This is a genomic window from uncultured Roseovarius sp. (genome assembly GCF_963972555.1).
Lineage (GTDB): Bacteria > Pseudomonadota > Alphaproteobacteria > Rhodobacterales > Rhodobacteraceae > Roseovarius > Roseovarius mucosus.
The window spans coordinates 120,424-140,651 of the sequence record NZ_CAXAUM010000002.1; the positions used below are offsets into that span (position 1 = coordinate 120,424).

Here is a 20,228-nt window from a genome sequence, read left to right on the forward strand (position 1 = left end):
GATTTCGTTGGAAACTGTCGCCAAGCTATAGCGAAAGGATGTGCCATGATCGAGACCCCCTATCTGTTGTTCCTGGGCGATGCGCCCGACATGCTGGCTGCCAAGGTCGCCATCGGCATCCGTGACTGGCGGCCCGAGAATGCACTTGGTCAAATCCGCCTGCCCGGTTGCGGTGCCGATCTGGGTCTGCCCGACATGACCCTGGCCGAGGCCAAGGCGGCGGGCGTCAAGACCGTGGTCATCGGCGTGGCCAATCGGGGCGGCATCATCAGCCAAGCCTGGAAAAAGGTGCTGGTGGCGGCGCTGGAAGAAGGGTTCGATCTGGCGGCAGGCCTGCACAACCTCTTGCGTGACGAGGCCGATCTGCGCGCGGTGGCCGAGGCGACAGGGCGCAAACTGCATGATGTGCGCGTACCTTCGGTGAAATATCCCATCGCGGATGGCAAGAATCGCACCGGCAAGCGCTGTTTGGCCGTGGGCACGGATTGCTCGGTGGGCAAGATGTATACCGCCATGGCGATGGAGCGCGAGATGATCGCCGCAGGCATGAAGGCCACCTTTCGGGCGACCGGCCAGACGGGGATCCTGATCACCGGCGATGGCGTGCCGCTCGATGCGGTCGTCGCGGATTTCATGGCCGGTTCGGTGGAATGGCTGACGCCGGATAATGATCCCGACCACTGGGATCTGATCGAGGGGCAGGGTAGCCTCTTTCACGTGTCCTTTTCCGGGGTGACGATGGCCCTCATTCATGGGGGTCAGCCCGATGCGCTGATCCTGTGTCACGAACCCACACGCGCCCATATGCGCGGCCTGCCCGACTACACGCCGCCCTCGCTCGAGGCGCTGCGCGACATGGCGCTGCCCATCGCGCGGATCGCCAACCCCGCCTGTCAGGTGGTGGGCGTGTCGGTCAATACCCAGCATATGACCGAGGAAGAGGCGCGCGCCTATCTGGCCCGTGTCGAGGCCGAGATGGGATTGCCCGCAACCGATCCCTATCGGTTCGGGTCCGCGCCGCTGGTGGCTGCCTTGGCCGCGATTTGAGTATTCGAAGAACGATGAAAGGGGGCAGCCTTGCAGATTGATGTGACACGGGATGTGTTCCGACTGGCGCAGGTGTTCACCATCAGCCGGGGATCGCGGACCGAGGCCAAGGTCTTGACCGTGCGGATAACCGAGGGCGGCGTGACGGGCTGGGGCGAATGCGTGCCCTATGCCCGTTATGACGAAACACTAGAGAGCGTGACGGCGCAGATCGAGGGGCTGACGGGCACTCTGACGCGCGCCGCGCTCTACGATCTCTTGCCGGCCGGGGCGGCGCGCAACGCGGTGGATTGCGCGCTCTGGGATCTTGAGGCCAAGCGCGCGGGACGCCGCGTCTGGGATCTGGCCGGGCTGCCCGCGCCGGGGCCCGAGATCACGGCCTATACGCTGTCGCTCGATACACCCGAGGCGATGCAGGCTCAGGCCGCGAAACACGCGCATCGCCCCTTGCTCAAGATCAAGCTGGGCACGCCGGATGACATGCCCCGGCTAGAGGCCGTCCGACGCGGCGCTCCACAGGCCAAGATCATCGTCGATGCCAATGAAGGGTGGAGTGCGGCGGTCTATGCTGATCTCGCCCCGCATCTGGTGCGGCTTGGCGTGGCGCTGGTCGAGCAACCGTTGCCCGCTGGCGCGGATGAGGCGCTGATCGGGATGGCGCGGCCCGTTCCGGTCTGTGCCGACGAATCCTGCCATGACCGCGCCAGCCTGCCCAAACTCAAGGGCAAGTATGACGTGGTCAACATCAAGCTGGACAAGACCGGCGGTCTGACCGAGGCGCTGGCGTTGCGCGATGCCGCGCGCGCCCAAGGCTATGGAATCATGGTCGGTTGCATGGTCGGAAGCTCGCTTGCCATGGCGCCTGCGACACTCGTGGCCCAAGGGGCGATGGTGACAGACCTTGACGGCCCGCTGCTTCTGGCCGAAGACCGCGAGAACGCTTTGATTTTCGATGCCGCGGGCGTGCATCCGCCACGGCCAGAACTATGGGGATGAGACCATGCGCACTGTCTATGTAAACGGCAAGTATCTGCCGGAAACCGAGGCCACCGTTTCGATTTTCGACCGGGGGTTTCTGATGGCTGACGGCGTTTACGAGGTGACAAGCGTGCTGGGCGGCAAGCTGATTGATTTCGGCGGGCATCTGGCGCGGCTGGAGCGGTCGCTGAACGAGCTCGACATGAAGAAACCGGCGGCCTTCGACGATCTGTTGGAGATTCACCGCGAATTGGTGCGCGCCAATGAGATCACCGATGGTCTGGTCTATCTTCAGGTCACGCGCGGCAGCGATGGCGACCGCGATTTCGTCTTTCCTGATGTAGAAACCACAGAGCCGACGCTGGTGCTGTTTACCCAGTCCAAACCCGGTCTGGCAGTTAATCCGGTGGCGAAAAAAGGCATCAAGATCATCAGCATCGAGGATATTCGCTGGGGTCGGCGGGATATCAAGACGGTGCAGCTTCTCTATCCCTCTATGGGCAAGATGATGGCCAAAAAGGCCGGTTGCGATGACGCCTGGATGGTCGAAGACGGCCATGTGACCGAAGGCACCAGCAACAACGCCTATATCGTCAAGGGCAACCGCATCATCACGCGGCAGCTGTCCAATGACATCCTGCACGGGATCACCCGCGCCGCCGTGCTGCGCTTTGCCCGCGAGGCGCAGATGGAGGTCGAGGAACGCGCCTTCACGATTGACGAGGCCAAGGTGGCGGACGAGGCCTTTGTCACCTCGGCCAGCGCCTTTGTGATGCCGGTGGTCGAGATTGACGGCGCGACCTTGGGCGATGGCACGCCGGGGCGGGTTGCCGCGCGGTTGCGCGAAATCTATCTGGACGAGAGCCTGAAAGCGGCGGTTTGAGCCGCGCATTTTTGCACAGAAGCTGGGCAGAATCGGGGAATTGAGCGCGGGGGCGGTTGCGACCATCTTGGGGAAAACCCAAGATTGGAGCCGCAAATGACCCCCGTTCACCCTGAGGCCCGTATCGGCCATGTGCATCTGAAAGTGGCCGATCTGGACCGCGCCATCGGATTTTATTCCGGTGTGCTCGGCTTTGAACTGCAACAGAAATTCGGCACCCGGGCGGCGTTCCTGTCGGCGGGGGGCTATCATCACCACCTTGGCCTGAATACTTGGGAGAGCCTGGGCGGCACGCCTGCGCCCAGGGGGCATACGGGCCTCTATCACACCGCCTTTCTCTATCCCGACCGGGCGCAACTGGCCGATGCCCTGCGCCGGGTGATCCGGGCCGGGATCACCATCGAGGGGGCTGCGGATCACGGGGTAAGTGAGGCGATTTATGTCAGTGACCCGGATGGCAATGGTGTGGAGCTCTACCGCGATCGTCCCGAATCCGAATGGCCACGGGATGCGGCGGGCAATCTGGCTATGGTCAATGATCCCATTGATTTGAAAGAGCTTTTGTCACACGCCCCGGCAGAGGGCTAGACGATCCGTCGCGCAGGGCCTAGGCTGCGCTCATCGTATCAGGAGAGGGCGCGCAGATGGCGACGGGCACGAATATTCGCACATATTTCAACGGGTCATGGCAGGCGGGCGATCCGGCGGTAATCCGCGCGGCGGACCATGGCGCATGGCTCGGCACGACGGTGTTTGACGGCGCGCGCTATGTCGATGGCATTGCCCCGGATCTGGCCAAGCATTGCGCCCGCGTCAATGCCTCGGCCCATGCGTTGATGATCACGCCGACCGTCGAAGCGGCGGATATGGTCGAGATCGTCTGGGAGGGGTTGCGCGCCTATCCCAAAGAGGCGGCGGTGTATATCCGGCCGATGTATTGGGCGCTCGAAGGGGGCGACCTGGGGATCGTGCCCAAGGAGGGCGCCACCGGTTTCGCCATCAGCCTCGAGGAAATTCCGATGCCGCCAGAGGGGTTCAGCACGACGCTCTGCCGCACGCGGTTTCGGCGTCCGGTGCTCGAGGATGCGGTGGTCAATGCCAAGGCGGGATGCCTTTATCCCAACAATGCACGGATGCTGAAAGAGGCGCGCGGGCGTGGCTTTGGCAATGCGCTGGTCGCGGATGCGCTGGGCAATGTGGCGGAAACCGCGACCGCCAATGTCTTTGCCGTCAAGGATGGCGCGGTCTTCACACCCATTCCCAACGGGACGTTTCTGGCGGGTATCACCCGCGCGCGGCATATCGAGAACCTGCGCCGCGCAGGCATCGAGGTGCATGAAACCGTGATGACCTTCGACGATTTTCACGCGGCGGACGAGGTGTTCCTGTCCGGCAACCTGATGAAGGTCACACCCGTCTCGGCCTTTGAGGACACGCAATACAAACCCGGCCCCGTCACCGAAAAGGTGCGTCAACTCTATTGGGACTGGGCGCATTCCGCGAATTGAGGGGCGGTCGCGCGGGGTGGCGCAGCGACGGCAGGCATACCTTGCGCCCCGATGACGTTGTCTCGACCGTGATGTCGATCCCGTAGACCGCGCTGAGCGTGGCGCTGGTCAGCGCCGCGTCTGCATCCCCTTGGGCAAAGATGCGCCCGTCCTTCATCACCACAACGCGGGCGTCCAGGGCAAAGGCCTGATCGGGATCATGGGTCGACAGGATGACACTGCGGCCCTCGCTGGCCGCTTCGGTCACCAGCGCGCGAATCTGCGCCAGAACCTGCGCCTGATTTCCGAAATCGAGACTGGCGGTGGGTTCGTCCATGACGATCAGGGGCGCCTCTTGGGCCAATGCGCGCGCAATCAGGACAAGCTGTCGCTGGCCACCCGACAGCCGCGCGTAATCGCGATGCGCAAGCGCGCCGATGCCAAGCCGGTCCAGCGCATCGCGCGCCACCGCGCGATCCCGCGCCCCCGGTTGGCCAAAGAGCCCCAAACGCGCCGTGCGCCCCATCAGCACCACTTCGAGCGCCTCAAAGGGAAAGGGCGGCGCATGGGCCTGCGGGACATAGGCGACCTGACGGGCAATCTCAACGCGGGCCTGCGCCGTAAGCGGCTTGCCTCCCAACAGGACCGTGCCCGCGCGCGCCGGTAACAGGCCCAAAAGCGTGCGAAAGAGCGTGGTCTTGCCACAGCCGTTCGGCCCCAGCAGGCACAGGATCTCACCGGCCTGCACGTCCAGCCCGATCCCCGTGCCGATGACGGCCGCGCCATAGCCGACGCTCAGATCCCGCGCCCGCAGCATCATGACCAGCCTCGCCGCCCGCGCGCCAGCAACCAGACAAAGAAGGGCGCGCCGATCACGGCGGTCAGGATACCCAACGGCACCTCGGTCTGTGCCATCAGTCGCGCGGCAGTATCGACAATCAGCAGATAGGCCGCACCGATCAGCACCGAGGTGGGCAAGAGGCGGCCAAAGCCCGGCCCGACCAGCATCCGCGCGATATGCGGGATGACAAGGCCAACCCAGCCCACGACCCCGGCGAGGGCTGTCACACTCGCGGTGATAAGCGTGGCGGCCGCGATCACAAGGAACCGCGTGCGCCCAACCTCGACACCCAGCGCGCGGGCCTCTTCATCGCCGAGGCTGAGGACATTGATCCGCCAGCGCAACAGGACCAGCGGCACCAGCCCAAGCAGGACAAGCGGCAGGGCAGGGCGAATATCCTCGGTCGTGATCGCGGCGAGAGAGCCCAGAAGCCAAAAGGTAATGGCGGGCAATTGGTCATAGGGATCGGCCATCACCTTGAGCAGCGAGGTGGCCGCCCCCGCCAATGCGCCGATCACGACCCCGATCAGCACCAATGTCAGCGTCCGGTCGGTATTGCGGACCAGCGCCGCGACGAGGGTGACAACCCCAACCGCAGCCATGCCGCCGACAAAGGCCGAGGCTTGAATCGCCGCCACCGGCAGCGACAGAAAGATCCCGGCCACCGCCCCAAGCCCCGCGCCAGAAGACACCCCAAGAATATCGGGCGAGACAAGCGGGTTGCGAAAGAGCGCCTGATAGCTGGCCCCGGCCGCCGCCAGCGCGGCCCCGACCAGAATGGCCGCCGCCACGCGCGGCAGGCGAATGTTCCAGACGACGATCTGTGCCTGACTGTCCCCGCGTCCCAAAAGAGCGGCGAGCGTTTCGGCAGGTGTCAGCGCATAGGGACCCAGCATCAGGGCACCAAAGGCCAAGATCGCAACGCCAAGCGCCAGCGCCCCCGTCAAGGTCAGCACCGGCTTTTGCCGGGTTAGTTCGGCGGTCGTCCCTCGGCCCATTCCAGCAGCCTTTCCAGTTCCGCATCGCTCAGATCAACATGGTAATAGAGCTTGTAAAACGCGCGTGTTTCCGCGCGCAGATCGCCGCGCCAGTGCTCGGGATAGAGCAATCCCGCCATCCAGATCAGCCCCATCATCCGGTTGAGCGACGGAGGCCGGTCGATCCAGCCAAAGGGTGCCGTGGGCGACAGATGCACACGCCCGTTGCGTACCGCATCGATCCCTTGCCAGAGGGGATTGTCAAACACACCGGCATGAAAATTCCGGTCCCAGGTCAAGATGATCTCGGGGTTGGCGACCAGAATCTGCTCCATCGAGGCCTGAACCAGCCCGCGCGTCGCACCCCCGTCATCCGCAACATTGCGCCCGCCGGCGCGTTCGATGATCTCGGTGTTGATGGAGCCTTTCATCCCGGTCTCAAGCCCTTCTGGACCGCGGGCGAGATAAACGCGCGGGCGGGTCTCTTGGGGCACATCCGCGAGCAGGCCGTCGATCCGGGCAAAGACGCTTTCGACATGGGTTGCCAGCGCTTCGGCCCGTTCGGGCACGCCCAGCGCGGCACCAAGGAGTCTCAGCGCCTCGGGCGTCTTCTCAAATCGTCCGTCGATCAGCAGATAGGGAATCCCCGTCTGGTTCTGCACGCGGTTGGCAAGATCAACATAGGTGTCGCGTACCGAGCCGAAATCGAGGATGAGATCGGGCTTGATCGCAAGCACACGTTCAAGGTTGGCCTCACCGCCGCGCCCGGTGATCCGCCCGGTTTCGGGCAGATCGCGATAGGGTTCGGCGATATAGGCGCGCTCTTCCGGGCGCAGCGCCCTAGGCCAGCCGGTCAGGGCCTCGGGCTTGAGGATGTAAACAAGGATCGCGGCAGGCGGTCCAGCGGCAAAGACGCTCCCGACCGTTTCGGGCACCTCAACCACGCGCCCCGCGCTGTCGGTGACGCTTCGGGCTTGGGCGGGCGCGGCCAAGAGCGACAGGATCAGCAGCAGGTATCGCATGTCAGTGGCCCTTTTGCTGCGCGGGTGCCCCAACCGAACCCATGGCACCCTGCGCGTGAGATAGGCGGTCTCCGTCAGAAATCCAGATTGGCGACGTTGAGCGCGTTGTCCTGAATGAACTCGCGGCGCGGCTCGACCACATCGCCCATCAGCTTGGTAAAGAGATCGTCAGCCTCGGCCACATCGTCGATCTTGACCTGCAACAGCGTGCGCGCCTCGGGATCAAGCGTGGTTTCCCAGAGCTGATCGGGGTTCATCTCGCCCAGACCCTTATAGCGTTGCAGGCTCAGCCCCTTTTCCCCCTCCTTGAGGATCGCATCCAACAGGTCGAGCGGCCCAAAGATGGCCTGCACCCGGTCCTTGCGGATCAGCGTGGCCCGCTCGCGGTAAATATCGCGGAGTTGCGTGGTCAGTTGCGCCAGTTTGCGCGCCTCACCTCCGCGCAGCACTGGACCATCCAGCGTGCGCATTTCCTCGACCCCGCGCACGATGCGCGACAGGCGCATCCCCTTGTCCTGCGTCGGGCGCCCCTGCCAACCACGCTCGTATTCGTTCGAGATCATGTCGAGCCGGCTTGCCACGGTATCGGCCACGCCCTGCAGGTCACTGTCCACGCGACCGGGCAGGAACGCCTCGGCAATCGCGGCCTGTTCTAGGATGTGGCGGGGATAATGCGTCGGAAACGCCTCGAGGATACGCCGCGCTTGCCGCGCCTCTTCGACCACGCGCACAAGGTCCGGACCGGCGATTTCCTCGCCCGAGCCAAGGCGCAAGGCGGCATCGGTGGTGCCTTGGGCGATCAGGTAATCCTCCAGCCCCATCTGGTCCTTGATATAGACCTCGGACTTGCCGCGCATCACCTTGTAGAGCGGCGGCTGCGCGATATAGAGGTATCCGCCCTCGATCAGTTCGGGCATCTGGCGGTAAAAGAACGTGAGCAGCAGCGTCCGGATATGCGCGCCGTCCACGTCGGCATCGGTCATGATGACAATCTTGTGGTAGCGCAGTTTCTTGATGTCGAATTCATCGCGGCCAATGCCGGTGCCCAGCGCCATCACCAGATTGCCGATTTCCTGACTGCCGAGCATCCGGTCGAACCGCGCGCGTTCGACATTGAGGATCTTGCCGCGCAGCGGCAGCACCGCTTGGGTGCCCCGGTCACGGCCCGTCTGGGCAGAGCCGCCGGCGCTGTCACCCTCGACGAGGAACAGTTCGGTCTTGGAGGGGTCCTTGCTTGAGCAATCCTTGAGCTTGCCCGCCAAGAAATTCACATCCATCGGGTTCTTGCGGCGCGTCAGTTCACGCGCCTTGCGCGCGGCCTCGCGGGCATGGGCGGCCTCGATGATCTTGCCGACGATCACCTTGGCGATCTGCGGATTTTCCTCGAACCATTCGGCCAGCTTTTCGCCCACCAACCCCTCGACCGCCGGGCGCACCTCGGAGCTGACCAGCTTGTCCTTGGTCTGGGACGAGAATTTGGGATCGGGCACCTTGACCGACAGAACACAGGTCAGGCCCTCGCGCGCGTCATCGCCGGTGAAGGTCACCTTTTCCTTCTTCGCGATGCCAGAGGTCTGGGCATAGGTGTTGATGGTCCGCGTCAATGCCCCGCGAAAGCCTGCCATATGGGTGCCGCCATCGCGCTGCGGGATGTTGTTGGTAAAGGGCAGCACCGTTTCGTGATAGCTGTCATTCCACCACATCGCCACCTCGATGCCGATGTCGTCCCGCTCGCCGGTGATAAAGATCGGCTCGGGCATGGCGGGGGATTTGTGACGGTCGAGATACTTGACGAATTCCTTTACGCCACCCTCATAGAACAGTTCGGATTTGAGCGGCTCTGTCGGGCGCTCATCCGTCAGGATGATCCGCACCCCGGAATTGAGAAAGGCCAGTTCGCGCAGGCGCTTTTCCAGGGTCTCGAAACTGTATTCGAGATTGGAAAAAGTCTCGGTCGAGGCGAGAAAGCGCACCTCGGTGCCCTTGCGGCCACCCGCGTCACCCACCACGCGCAGCGGCTCTACGGTAAAGCCGCCCTCGAAGCGGGCATAGTGTTCCTTGCCTCCCCGCCAGATGCGCAGCTCCAGCCACTCTGACAGGGCATTCACAACCGACACGCCCACCCCATGCAGACCGCCGGAAACCTTGTAGGAATTGCTGTCGAATTTCCCGCCCGCGTGCAATTGGGTCATGATGACCTCTGCCGCAGAGACGCCTTCACCCTCGTGAATATCTACCGGAATGCCACGCCCGTTGTCGCTGACAGAAACAGAGGAATCCGCATGGATCGTGACGTTGACGGCATCGGCATGACCGGCCAGTGCCTCGTCAATGCCGTTGTCCACGACCTCATACACCATATGGTGCAGACCCGAGCCGTCATCGGTATCCCCGATATACATCCCAGGACGCTTGCGGACTGCCTCTAACCCCTTGAGAACTTTGATGGAATCGGCACCATATTCTTCGGGCGCGGCGGCGGGTTCGGACATGCGAATTTTCCTTCGGAAGTTTTGCCATTTTATACGAAGTCTGGGGGGGAATGTCACGTCATTCCCCCATATTTTGCGCCGCCTCTGCGGGCTCCTCTTTCCTTCAGCGGCGTTTCGCGCGAACAAGGCACATGCCGATTCTCGCCTTTCTCCGTGACAATGCGCCCTGGCTCACCGCCGGGGTTCTGCTGACCTTTCTCAGCAGCTTCGGGCAGACCTATTTCATCTCGATTTTCGCCGGGGAAATCCGCGACACCTTTGGTCTCAGCCACGGACAATGGGGCGGCATCTATATGCTGGGCACCACGGCGTCGGCGCTGGTGATGGTCTGGGCCGGGGGTCTGACCGACCACTTTCGCGTGCGCCGTCTGGCACCGCTGGTTCTGGTGCTCATGGTCGGCGCGTGCCTTTTCATGGCGGTCAACCCAGTCTGGTGGCTGCTGCCGCTGGTGATCTTTGCGTTGCGGTTCACGGGGCAGGGCATGCTGAGCCATCTGGCGGTGGTTGCCATGGCGCGCTGGTTCGTGGCGGCGCGCGGCAAGGCGCTGTCCATCGCCACCTTGGGCTTTGCGCTGGGCGAGGCGTTCTTGCCGCTCATCTTCGTGTCACTCTTGACGGTCTATGACTGGCGCTTGCTCTGGGTGGCGGCGGCGCTTGTCGCCGGTTTGGGCATCCCGCTCTTGCTGGTGCTCCTGAGGCGAGAGCGCACTCCGCAAAGCTGGGCCGGAAGCAGCCAATCGCTCGGCATGGACGCGCGCCACTGGACCCGCAAGGAAACGCTGCGACATTACCTCTTCTGGTTCATGGTGCCCGCCCTCCTGGGCCCTTCCGCCTTTAACACCGCGTTCTTTTTTCATCAGGTCCATATCGCCGAGGTCAAGGGCGTCAGCCATGTGGCGCTGGTGGCGATGTTTCCGGTCTATACGGCGGTGGGCATCGGCGCGATGATCCTCTCGGGCTGGGCGCTCGACCGGCTGGGCACGGCGCGGCTCTTGCCGTTCATGCAACTTCCGATGGTTGCCGCCTTTCTGCTCTTTGCCCTGTCTGACGGGCCGGGCCTATTGCTCTTGGGCTTTGTGTTTCTGGCGTTGACCACGGGGGCCAACAGCACGCTGCCCAATGCCTTCTGGGCGGAATTCTATGGCACCGCGCATCTCGGCAGTATCAAGGCCATGGCCGCTGCCGTCATGGTTCTGGGATCGGCCATCGGGCCGGGGTTGACCGGGCTTGGTATTGATCTGGGCCTTGGGATCGAGACGCAATTCGTGCTCATCGCGGTCTATTTCGTCTTTGCCAGCGTGATGATGACCGTGGGCGTGTTGCGCGCGCGCGGGGCGCTGACGCTCTAGCTGGCGCGCAGACCCTACTCCGTCGCGGCCTTGTGCGTTGAATGACACACTAAAGATGTGTATATCCGTGCATAGCAACGGAGGGTGAGACATGCCGCGATCCGCTCGGGAAAAGCAACGCACCAATATCACCGTTGACGCCGGTCTCTTGTCAGAGGCCCGCGCGTTGAAACTGAATGTGTCGTCCATCAGCGAAGCGGCCTTGGCCCGCGCCGTGCGGACAGAACAGGCGCGCGCTTGGAACGAAGAGAATGCCGAGGCCATCAAGGCCCGCCGCATCTGGAGCGCGGACAATGCCCTGCCTCTGTCCGAGTACCAAGTCCTCAAGACCGACTGATGGCGCAGTTTCACGTTTACCGCCTGCCGAACAAGACGCTCGTTCTCGATGTGCAGACCGACCTGATCGACATCGGGACACGGATCGTCGCCCCTCTGGTGCCGTTAAAGAGTGGGCCACCGCCTTTGACCCGTCTTGAGCCGATATTTGAACTCGACGGTGCGGCGCATGTCCTGCATGTCGCGGAAATGGCCGCTGTCAGATCGGCTGTGCTTACGGTCCCGGCTGTCGCTGATCTCCGGGACCGTGACTGTGAAATTCGCGGCGCGCTCGACATGGTTTTCTCGGGGTTCTGACCAAACAGACCCTATTCCGCCGCAACCGTGATCACCGGCTCCATCTGATCGAACATCTCTTGCGACAGGTGGCATTTCACCTGATGCCCCGGCACCAGTTCGCGCACGGGCGGCACTTCGCGTTCGCACAGGCCGCCCGGCACTTCTGATTTCCATCGGCACCGTGTCTGGAACGGGCATCCGGGCGGCGGATTCATGGCCGAGGGCACATCCCCCTCCAGCACGATATGCTTCTTGGTGATCCGCGTATCGGCAATTGGCACGGCCGAAAGCAGCGCCTCGGTATAGGGGTGATAGGGGGGGGCGAACACCTGATCGGTGGTGCCCAGTTCCACGACATGCCCCAGATACATCACCATCACCCGATCACTCAGATAACGCACGATGCTGAGGTCATGGGAAATGAACAGCAACGTCGTCTTTTGCTTGCGCTGAATCTCCATCAAGAGATCCGTCACCGCCGCCTGCACGCTGACATCAAGCGCCGACACCGGCTCGTCCGCCACCACGATCCGTGCGCCGCCGGCAAAGGCGCGGGCGATGCCTACGCGCTGTTTCTGCCCGCCCGAGAGTTGCCGGGGCATGCGCTCTGCAAATTCACGCGGCAGTTTCACCAGATCGAGGAGGCGCAGCATTTCATCCCGCCGCGCCTGATCCGTGTCGCCAATACCGAACACCTCAAGCGCGCGGATGATCTGGCGCCCCACGGTCATCGACGGGTTGAGCGTATCGAACGGGTTCTGGAACACCATCTGCACATCGGCCACGGTCTGCGTGTCACGCTGCTCGATGGGCACCTGCTCGATACTGCGATTGTCCAGCAGGATCTGCCCCTCGGTCGCGGTCTCGAGCCCCATCAGAACCTTGGCGAATGTGGACTTGCCACAGCCCGACTCGCCCACGATTGCCAATGTCTCGCTCTCGCGCGCCTCGAAACTCAGGGTCTCATTGGCCTTGACCACCTTCTTGCCGCTGCTCCCACCAAAGAGCGCGTTGGCCGCCACCTCGTAATATTTCTTGAGATTCTCCATCTTGAGCACGACTTTGCCCGGTGCGGTCGCCGCGTGCTGCGCCATGGCCTCGATCGGGGCGTTCCAGTCGATTTCGGCAAACCGCAGGCAACGGGTGAAATGCCGGTCATCGCCCTTGATCGCCGCCATGGGAATATCGCCCATATCGCATACACCGGCCTGAAAGTAATCGCAGCGCGGTCCGAAATTGCAGCCCTCTGGGCGTTCATGCGGCAAGGGGAAATTGCCGGGAATGGCCTTCAACGGCCGCGTGTTCTTATCCGCGCCGGGCAGGGGAATGGACCGGAACAGCGCCTGCGTATAGGGATGCTGCATCTTGTCGAACACATCCTCGATACTGCCGGTTTCGACCGCCTCGCCGGAATACATCACGCAAATGCGGTCGCAGGTCTCAAGCACAAGCCCCAGATTGTGACTGATGAACAGCATAGAGGTGCCGTATTTCTTGCCCAGATCCTTGACCAGTTCCACCACTGCCGCCTCGACCGTCACGTCAAGCGCGGTCGTCGGCTCATCCAGGATCAGCAGCGCGGGCTTCGACATCAAGGCCATGGCGATCACGATCCGCTGCTGCTGCCCACCGCTCAATTGATGCGGATAGCTGCGCATGATCCGCTCGGGATCCGGCAGCTTCACATCGCGCACCACGTCCAGCGCGCGCGCCCAGGCTTCGGATTCTGAAATGCCCTCGTGGATCATCGGCACTTCGATCAGTTGCTTGCCGATCCGCATGGCCGGGTTCAGGCTTGCCATTGGTTCCTGATAGATCATCGCGATTTCGTTGCCGCGAATGTCGCGCAACTCCGCAGCACTCATCTGCCCCAGATCGCGGCCTTTGAATCGCACGGACCCGCCCACGATGCGCCCGTTCACGCCCAGATCCTGCATCACCCCCAGCGCCACGGTGGATTTGCCGCAGCCGGATTCCCCCACCAGCCCCACCGCCTCGCCGGGCTGCACCGTCACGGAAAAATCCATCACCGCCGGAATCTCGCGCAGCCGGGTGAAAAAGGAAATCGACAGGTTCTCGATCTCGAGGATCGGCCCGTCATAGTCCAGCTTGGCCATGTCCATCTCCATATTCACCGGGGCGCTGCCGCCCTCTTTCAGCGTTCTTCAAATACTCAATCACGCAGGCTTTCTTCGCGCAGACCATCGGCCAAGAGGTTGAGCCCCAGTACCAGCGACAAGAGCGCAAAGGCAGGCGGAAGTGCCGGATGCAGATACATCGTCAGCAATTTGCGCCCGTCATTGATCGTGCTGCCCCAATCCGGGCTCTCGGGGCTGAGGCCCAGACCAAAGAATCCGAGCGTGCCCAAAAGGATCGTCGTATAACCGATCCGCAGACAGAAATCGACCAAGAGCGGCCCGCGCGCATTGGGCAGGATTTCCCACAGCATGATGTACCAAGGCCGCTCGCCCCTTGTCTGCGCGGCGGCGACGTAATCGCGTGTCTTGATGTCCATGGTCAGACCGCGCACGATGCGAAACACCGTGGGCGAATTGACGAACACAACCGCCACGAACACCACCAGGAGGTTGGGCGGAAAGCTGACCAGCCCCAGCGGATCGGCATCCCAGGCAATCCCGAGATAGAGCCAGAGCCCGATCACCAGCGTGATCCCCACATAGACATTCCGCCGCGAGGGCTGCGTGTGATAGCGCGAGTTCCACAACAGCAGCAGGAACACGATGGGAAAGAGAAAGAGCACCGCCGCCATATAGACCGGAATTCCCGTCTGCACGATTTCCGGTGTGACCAGCAGGTAAAAGAGCAGGATCACCGGAAAGGCAAGGATGAGATTGGCCATGAAGGACAAGAGCGTATCCAGCCGCCCGCCATAATAGCCCGCAGGCAGGCCCAGCGTGATCCCCACCATGAAAGAGAACATGCTGGCAAAGGGCGCGATCTTGATCACTTCCCATGCGCCCGCCACCATCCGGCTGAACACATCCCGGCCCAGGTTGTCCCCGCCCAACAGGTAATAGGGATAGGCCCCCGGATCGGGCGTGCCCATCAACTGCGTAAAGGGCGTGCCCGGCCCCTTGTTCTTCATCGTGGCGGATTGTGACAGCACATCATGCGTCACGATCATGTCGAACGCCCCGCCAAAGATGCCGGTGAACACCCAGAACATCACCATGGCAAAGCCGATCATCCCGATGGGGCTGTCAAACAGCTTGCCATAGAGGCCCAGACGCCGCTTGAACGCGATCGACACCGCAAAGGTCACGATCAGCGCGATCCAGACCGGCAGGAACAGCCCCAGCATCCGCAGGGCAATCTCGCTCCAGCTCAGTGGTTCCATGGCCTCGATACCCCCTTAGCGCACGCTGATGCGCGGATTGAGAAAGACATAGCCGATGTCCGAAATCAGCTGCGTCACCAGAACCACCACAACCGAAATCACCGACACCCCCAAGAGCAACTCGATGTCGTTGTTGCCCGCCGCCTGCACCAGCGTCCAGCCAAAGCCCTTGTAGTTGAACAGGGTTTCGACAATCACCACCCCGTTCAAAAGCCAGGGAAATTGCAGCATGATCACCGTAAAGGGCGCAATCAGCGCGTTGCGCAGCGCGTGTTTCATCACGATATTGGGAAAACTCACGCCCTTGAGGCGCGCGGTGCGGATATATTGCGCGGTCATCACCTCGGCCATGCTGGCCCGTGTCATCCGCGCGATATAGCCCATACCATAGAGCGCGATGGTCAGCACCGGCAGAAAGAAATTCTCGAACGTCGGGTTGTCCATCGCCGCCGTTGCCGTGCCCTTGAACCATTTGAGGCCAACGGCGGTGCTGGCAAACACCGCGATGAAAAGCACGCCCGATACATATTCCGGCGTGGCCGTGGTGGTGATGGCAAAGGTCGAGAGCGTGCGGTCGGTGCGCGACCCCTCACGCATCCCTGCCAGAATCCCCAATATCAGCGCCGATGGCACCATCAGCACCATCACCCAGAACATGAGCCTGCCGGTCAGCGCCAGCTTGTCGCTCAGGATCTTGCCCACATCCTCGCGGAACACTGTGGAATAGCCCCAGTCGCCTTGCAGGATGCCGCAGAACCGGGGCGCGTCCTCGGGGGCGATGTCGGGCGTGATACACTGACCGCGTGTGACCCCGTCGCGGTCCTCGATCACGAAACCCGGCACCACACCCAGCCATTGACCGTATTTCACCGTCATCGGCTGCAAATAGCCATTGCGCCCGAGGTAGCTCGCCACTTCCTCGTCGCTCATGCGGAAATCGCCTTGGGTCTTGGCCAGCTTTTCCAGATTGGGATACAGGTTCGTCAGGAAAAAGACGATAAACGTCAGGCAGAGCGCCGTCAGGATCATAACCCCGACGCGGCGCAGGATGAACATGGCCATGGCCGCCCCCTGTTGGCGTTTTTCCTGACGCTAGTCGAGAGGGCGCGGGCGGTCCAGCATCATTTGCGACACCGCCTTGTCAGAAAACGCCCCCGGACCGTTCAGACCGGGGGCGCAATTCCTCAAACCAGCGATTTGGGGTCGACCGTCGCCATCCCCAACGCCTCACCGACGGCGGCATAGGTCAGTTGGCCCGCATGCACATTCAGCCCGTTCAGCAGATGGGCATCATCGGCACAGGCCTGTTTCCAGCCCTTGTCGGCCAGTGCCAGCATGAAGGGCATCGTTGCATTGCCCAGCGCCAGCGTCGAGGTGCGCGCAACCGCGCCCGGCATGTTCGCCACGCAGTAATGCATGATCCCGTCGACCTCATAGATGGGGTCCTGGTGCGTTGTGGCGCGCGAGGTCTCAAAGCATCCGCCCTGGTCGATCGCCACATCCACCAGCACCGAACCCGGCTTCATCATTCCGAACTGGTCGCGGCGCACCAGCTTGGGGGCGGCCGCACCGGGGATCAGCACCGCACCAATCACCATATCCGCCAGCGGCAGCAGCTCTTCCAGCAACCCGGCCGAGGAATAGCCGGTCTTGAACGTGCCGCCAAACACGTCATCGAGATAGCGCAGACGCGGCAGCGAGCGGTCGAGCACCGTCACATCCGCGCCCATGCCGGCCGCGATCTTGGCCGCATGGGTGCCCACGACACCGCCGCCGATCACGATCACCCGCGCCGGGCCCACACCGGGCACGCCACCCATCAGCACGCCGCGCCCGCCATTGGCCTTTTGCAACGTCCATGCACCAACCTGCGGTGCCAGACGTCCGGCAACTTCAGACATCGGCGCGAGCAGGGGCAGGCCGCCCGAGCGATCCGTCACTGTCTCATAGGCGATGCAGGTGGCCCCAGAGGCCAACAAATCCTTGGTCTGTTCCGGGTCCGGTGCCAGATGCAGATAGGTGAACAGAACCTGCCCCTCGCGCAGCATCTTGCGCTCGACGGCCTGCGGTTCCTTGACCTTCACCACCATGTCGGCTTGCGCGAAAATCTCTTGGGCGGTGCCAACGATCTTGGCCCCGGCCGCCTGATAGGCCGCATCGTCAAACCCGGCCCCAAGGCCTGCGCCGGATTGGATCAGAACTTCGTGGCCATGGCCCACGGCCTCTTTCGCGGCAATAGGCGTGATGCCCACGCGGAATTCCTGCGGTTTGATTTCTGTCGGACATCCGATTCTCATGGTAAACTCCTCCCTGCGAGATTTGGCGCGGAGTCTGCACCGGAACGCACGCAAGGAGATTGAAATTTTGCTCGCCTTTCACGGTATTCTGTGAATATCCTTCTGGAATTGTTTGATTAGTTGGAAAGGTCTTGCGTGAATGTCCCTTGATCCGACAGATCGTCGCTTGTTGCATGTTCTTCAGCGGCGTGGCCGTATTTCCAATGCCGACCTCGCCGAAGAGGTCAATCTCTCCGCCTCCGCCTGTCACCGCCGCGTGCAGCGGCTCGAATCCGAGGGGTATATCAAGGGCTATGTCGCCTTGCTCGATGCCCGTAAGATGGGCGTTCCCGCCACGATCTTTGTCGAGATCACCCTGACCACGCAGGCCGACGAGGTGCTCGACGCCTTTGAAAAGGCGGTATCGAGGGTGCCGGACGTGCTCGAATGCCATCTCACCGCCGGCACCGCCGATTACATTCTCAAGGTCGTGGCCGAGGATACCGAGGATTTCGCGCGTATCCACCGGCAATACCTCACCCGGCTGCCCGGCGTGGCCAAGATGCAATCGAGCTTTGCCCTGCGCACCGTGTTCAAGACCACGGCGCTGCCGCTCTGATCCCTCACCAATCCATCACAACCTTGCCGGAATTGCCCGAAATCATCGCGGCAAAGCCCTGCTCGAAATCGTCGATCCCGATCCGGTGCGTGATCAGCCCCGATACATCCAACCCCGATTGCACCAGCGCGATCATCTTGTACCAGGTCTCGAACATCTCGCGGCCATAGATGCCCTTGATATGCAGCATCTTGAAGATCACTGCGTTCCAATCCACCGCGAATTCCGTCGGCGCAATCCCCAGCAGCGCGAGCTTTCCGCCATTGTTCATCCGCGCGATCATCTGCTGCATCGCGGGGGCGGCGCCCGACATTTCCAGCCCCACGTCAAAGCCTTCGGTCATGCCGATTTCGGCCATCACATCGCGCAGCTGCTGATTGCCCACATCCACCACATGCTGCACCCCCATCCGCCGCGCCAGATCCAGGCGATAGGGGTTTATATCGGTGATCACCACCTTGCGCGCACCGACCTTTTGCGCAACCAGCGCGCCCATGATCCCGATGGGTCCGGCCCCCGTGACCAGCACATCCTCACCGACCAGATCGAAACTCAGCGCGGTATGCACCGCATTGCCAAAGGGATCGAAGATTGCCGCGATCTCGTCGGGAATATCCTCCGGGATCGGGACCACGTTCATCTCGGGGATGCACACATATTCCGCGAAGGAACCGGGCCGGTGCACGCCCACGCCCTTGGTGTTTCGGCACAGATGCCCCCGGCCCGCGCGACAATTCCGGCAGGTGCCGCAAACGATATGCCCCTCACCGCTCACCCGCTGACCGATCTTGTATTTCACCGCCGCAGGCCCGGTATCGACGATCTCGCCAACGAATTCATGGCCCACCACCATCGGCACCGGCACGGTTTTCGCGCTGAACTCGTCCCATTTCCAGATATGCACATCGGTGCCGCAAATGGCGGATTTCTTCACCTTGATCAGCACATCCGTCGGCCCCACCTCGGGCACCGGCACATATTCCATCCACAACCCCGGCTCTGCCTTGGCCTTGACCAGTGCCTTCATCTCGTTCTGCATCAGATCACCCCCAATTCGCGGCCCACGGTGCCAAAGGCATCAATCGCCCGATCCAGCATGTCGCGGCTCAGCCCGGCACTCATCTGCGTTCTGATCCGGTCCTGCCCCTTGGGGACAACCGGAAAACTGAAGGCGGTCACATAGACACCCCGCGCGTTCAGCCGTGCCGCCATCTCTTGCGCCAGTTTCGGATCGCGCAGCATGACCGGAATGATCGCATGTTCGCCCGGCAAAAGCTCGAACCCGAGCGCGCTCATCTTCTCGCGGAAATGCCACGCATTTTCCCACAGCCGCGCGCGCCGTTCCGCGCCGTCCTCCAGCATGTCAAAGACCTTGAGCGATGCCCCCGCAATCACCGGCGCCAGCGTGTTCGAGAACAGATAGGGCCGCGAGCGTTGCCGCAGCCAATCCACCACCCGCGCGCTTGCCGCCGTATAGCCGCCCGAGGCGCCACCCAGCGCCTTGCCCAGCGTGCCGGTCAGAATATCCACCCGGTCCATGACCCCAAACCGCTCCGGCGTGCCGCGCCCGGTCGGTCCGACAAACCCGGTGGCATGGCAATCATCCAACATCACCATCGCGTCATACCGTTCCGCCAGATCACAGATTTCGTCCAGTGGCGCGTAATAGCCATCCATCGAGAACACGCCATCCGTGGCGATCATCCGATGCCGCGCGCCCGCCGCCTCCTTCAGGCAGCGCTCCAGATCCGCCATGTCCCGATTGGCATAGCGATAGCGCTCCGCCTTGCACAGCCGCACGCCGTCGATGATGCTCGCATGGTTGAGCGCGTCCGAAATGATAGCATCCTCTGGCCCCAGCAGGGTCTCGAAGAGACCGGCATTGGCATCAAACGCCGCCGCATAGAGGATCGCATCCTCCTTGCCCAGAAACCCGGCGATCCGCGCCTCCAGCGCCTTGTGCTCCTCCTGCGTGCCGCAGATGAACCGCACCGAGGCCATGCCGAACCCGTAGCGATCAAGCGCGTCATGCGCCGCCGCGATCACCTCCGGATTATCCGCCAGCCCAAGATAATTGTTCGCACAGAGGTTCACCACCGCGCGCCCATCCGCAAGCCGCACCTCGCCCGCCTGCATCGAGGCGATCACCCGCTCGCTCTTGTAGAGCCCTTCGGCGCGCAAACCCTCCAGCCGCTCCGCCATGTCCGCCTCAAACCGATCCGCCGCGCTCATCGTCCCCTCCCATTCATCTGGCCGTCAAATACCTCGGGGGGAGTCGCCCCTC

19 protein-coding genes are annotated in these 20,228 nt (G+C 62.6%); 9 read left to right on the forward strand and 10 right to left on the reverse strand.

Features of this window, described 5'->3' with window-relative positions; translation table 11 throughout:
- Positions 1 to 45: 45 nt before the first annotated feature.
- The 5 genes from dgcN (at position 46) to AACZ65_RS02425 (ending at position 4,416) form a co-directional block, all read left to right on the forward strand.
- Positions 46 to 1,047, forward strand: a complete 1,002-nt coding sequence (gene dgcN, locus AACZ65_RS02405) for an N-acetyltransferase DgcN (protein ID WP_339667742.1) — start codon at positions 46 to 48, stop codon at positions 1,045 to 1,047.
- Positions 1,048 to 1,077: 30 nt separating this feature from the next.
- Positions 1,078 to 2,043 carry an N-acetyl-D-Glu racemase DgcA gene (gene dgcA, locus AACZ65_RS02410; RefSeq protein WP_339667743.1) on the forward strand — a complete coding sequence of 322 codons (966 nt, stop codon included), beginning with the start codon at positions 1,078 to 1,080 and terminating at the stop codon, positions 2,041 to 2,043.
- Positions 2,044 to 2,047: 4 nt separating this feature from the next.
- A complete protein-coding gene (locus AACZ65_RS02415) occupies positions 2,048 to 2,908 on the forward strand; it encodes a D-amino-acid transaminase (protein WP_339667744.1) in 861 nt (286 codons plus the stop codon).
- Positions 2,909 to 3,004: 96 nt separating this feature from the next.
- Positions 3,005 to 3,496 (forward strand): VOC family protein, encoded by a 492-nt coding sequence (locus AACZ65_RS02420; RefSeq protein WP_339667745.1) that lies wholly within the window; start codon positions 3,005 to 3,007, stop codon positions 3,494 to 3,496.
- 56 nt (positions 3,497 to 3,552) lie between these two features.
- Positions 3,553 to 4,416: a branched-chain amino acid aminotransferase gene (locus tag AACZ65_RS02425; protein WP_339667746.1), complete on the forward strand. Its 864-nt coding sequence runs from the start codon at positions 3,553 to 3,555 to the stop codon at positions 4,414 to 4,416.
- On the opposite strand, the gene AACZ65_RS02430 is transcribed toward AACZ65_RS02425, so the two are convergent.
- From AACZ65_RS02430 to gyrB, 4 genes are all read right to left on the reverse strand, one after another.
- Positions 4,364 to 5,212, reverse strand: a complete 849-nt coding sequence (locus AACZ65_RS02430; RefSeq protein ID WP_339667747.1) for an ABC transporter ATP-binding protein — start codon at positions 5,210 to 5,212, stop codon at positions 4,364 to 4,366. The genes AACZ65_RS02425 and AACZ65_RS02430 overlap by 53 nt on opposite strands.
- Complete coding sequence (locus tag AACZ65_RS02435; RefSeq protein ID WP_339667749.1) at positions 5,212 to 6,234, reverse strand: iron ABC transporter permease; 1,023 nt, start codon at positions 6,232 to 6,234, stop codon at positions 5,212 to 5,214. Before AACZ65_RS02435 ends, AACZ65_RS02430 begins: the two co-directional genes overlap by 1 nt.
- A complete protein-coding gene (locus AACZ65_RS02440; RefSeq protein WP_339667750.1) occupies positions 6,207 to 7,235 on the reverse strand; it encodes an iron ABC transporter substrate-binding protein in 1,029 nt (342 codons plus the stop codon). Before AACZ65_RS02440 ends, AACZ65_RS02435 begins: the two co-directional genes overlap by 28 nt.
- Positions 7,236 to 7,309: 74 nt before the next feature.
- Positions 7,310 to 9,727, reverse strand: coding sequence for a DNA topoisomerase (ATP-hydrolyzing) subunit B (gyrB, locus tag AACZ65_RS02445; protein ID WP_037276076.1), 2,418 nt, complete (start codon positions 9,725 to 9,727; stop codon positions 7,310 to 7,312).
- A gap of 131 nt (positions 9,728 to 9,858) precedes the next feature.
- On the opposite strand from gyrB, the gene AACZ65_RS02450 reads away from it, so the two are divergent.
- From AACZ65_RS02450 to AACZ65_RS02460, 3 genes are all read left to right on the forward strand, one after another.
- Entirely contained in the window at positions 9,859 to 11,076 is a 1,218-nt protein-coding gene (locus AACZ65_RS02450; RefSeq protein WP_339667751.1) for an MFS transporter, read from the forward strand.
- Positions 11,077 to 11,167: 91 nt separating this feature from the next.
- Positions 11,168 to 11,413 (forward strand): type II toxin-antitoxin system CcdA family antitoxin, encoded by a 246-nt coding sequence (locus tag AACZ65_RS02455; protein ID WP_339667752.1) that lies wholly within the window; start codon positions 11,168 to 11,170, stop codon positions 11,411 to 11,413.
- Entirely contained in the window at positions 11,413 to 11,709 is a 297-nt protein-coding gene (locus AACZ65_RS02460) for a CcdB family protein (RefSeq protein ID WP_339667753.1), read from the forward strand. Before AACZ65_RS02455 ends, AACZ65_RS02460 begins: the two co-directional genes overlap by 1 nt.
- Positions 11,710 to 11,720: 11 nt before the next feature.
- Here the strand turns inward: AACZ65_RS02460 and AACZ65_RS02465 are convergent, their stop codons facing one another.
- The 4 genes from AACZ65_RS02465 to ald all read right to left on the reverse strand — a co-directional run bounded on the left by AACZ65_RS02465 (position 11,721) and on the right by ald (position 17,346).
- Positions 11,721 to 13,808 carry an ABC transporter ATP-binding protein gene (locus AACZ65_RS02465; protein WP_339667754.1) on the reverse strand — a complete coding sequence of 696 codons (2,088 nt, stop codon included), beginning with the start codon at positions 13,806 to 13,808 and terminating at the stop codon, positions 11,721 to 11,723.
- A gap of 56 nt (positions 13,809 to 13,864) precedes the next feature.
- The gene (locus tag AACZ65_RS02470) at positions 13,865 to 15,049 is read right to left on the reverse strand and encodes an ABC transporter permease (RefSeq protein WP_339667755.1); all 1,185 of its coding nucleotides are present in this window, start codon (positions 15,047 to 15,049) and stop codon (positions 13,865 to 13,867) included.
- A gap of 15 nt (positions 15,050 to 15,064) precedes the next feature.
- Complete coding sequence (locus AACZ65_RS02475) at positions 15,065 to 16,111, reverse strand: ABC transporter permease (protein ID WP_037276062.1); 1,047 nt, start codon at positions 16,109 to 16,111, stop codon at positions 15,065 to 15,067.
- Between the two features lie 122 nt (positions 16,112 to 16,233).
- Positions 16,234 to 17,346: an alanine dehydrogenase gene (ald, locus tag AACZ65_RS02480; RefSeq protein WP_339667756.1), complete on the reverse strand. Its 1,113-nt coding sequence runs from the start codon at positions 17,344 to 17,346 to the stop codon at positions 16,234 to 16,236.
- Between the two features lie 139 nt (positions 17,347 to 17,485).
- Between ald and AACZ65_RS02485 the strand changes: the two genes are divergently transcribed.
- The gene (locus tag AACZ65_RS02485; protein WP_037276058.1) at positions 17,486 to 17,944 is read left to right on the forward strand and encodes an Lrp/AsnC family transcriptional regulator; all 459 of its coding nucleotides are present in this window, start codon (positions 17,486 to 17,488) and stop codon (positions 17,942 to 17,944) included.
- Between the two features lie 4 nt (positions 17,945 to 17,948).
- On the opposite strand, the gene tdh is transcribed toward AACZ65_RS02485, so the two are convergent.
- Both tdh and AACZ65_RS02495 read right to left on the reverse strand, forming a co-directional pair.
- On the reverse strand, positions 17,949 to 18,971 hold the full coding sequence (gene tdh, locus AACZ65_RS02490) for an L-threonine 3-dehydrogenase (RefSeq protein WP_339668010.1): 1,023 nt from the start codon (positions 18,969 to 18,971) through the stop codon (positions 17,949 to 17,951).
- A gap of 11 nt (positions 18,972 to 18,982) precedes the next feature.
- Positions 18,983 to 20,176 carry a glycine C-acetyltransferase gene (locus AACZ65_RS02495; protein ID WP_339667757.1) on the reverse strand — a complete coding sequence of 398 codons (1,194 nt, stop codon included), beginning with the start codon at positions 20,174 to 20,176 and terminating at the stop codon, positions 18,983 to 18,985.
- Positions 20,177 to 20,228 lie beyond the last annotated feature (52 nt).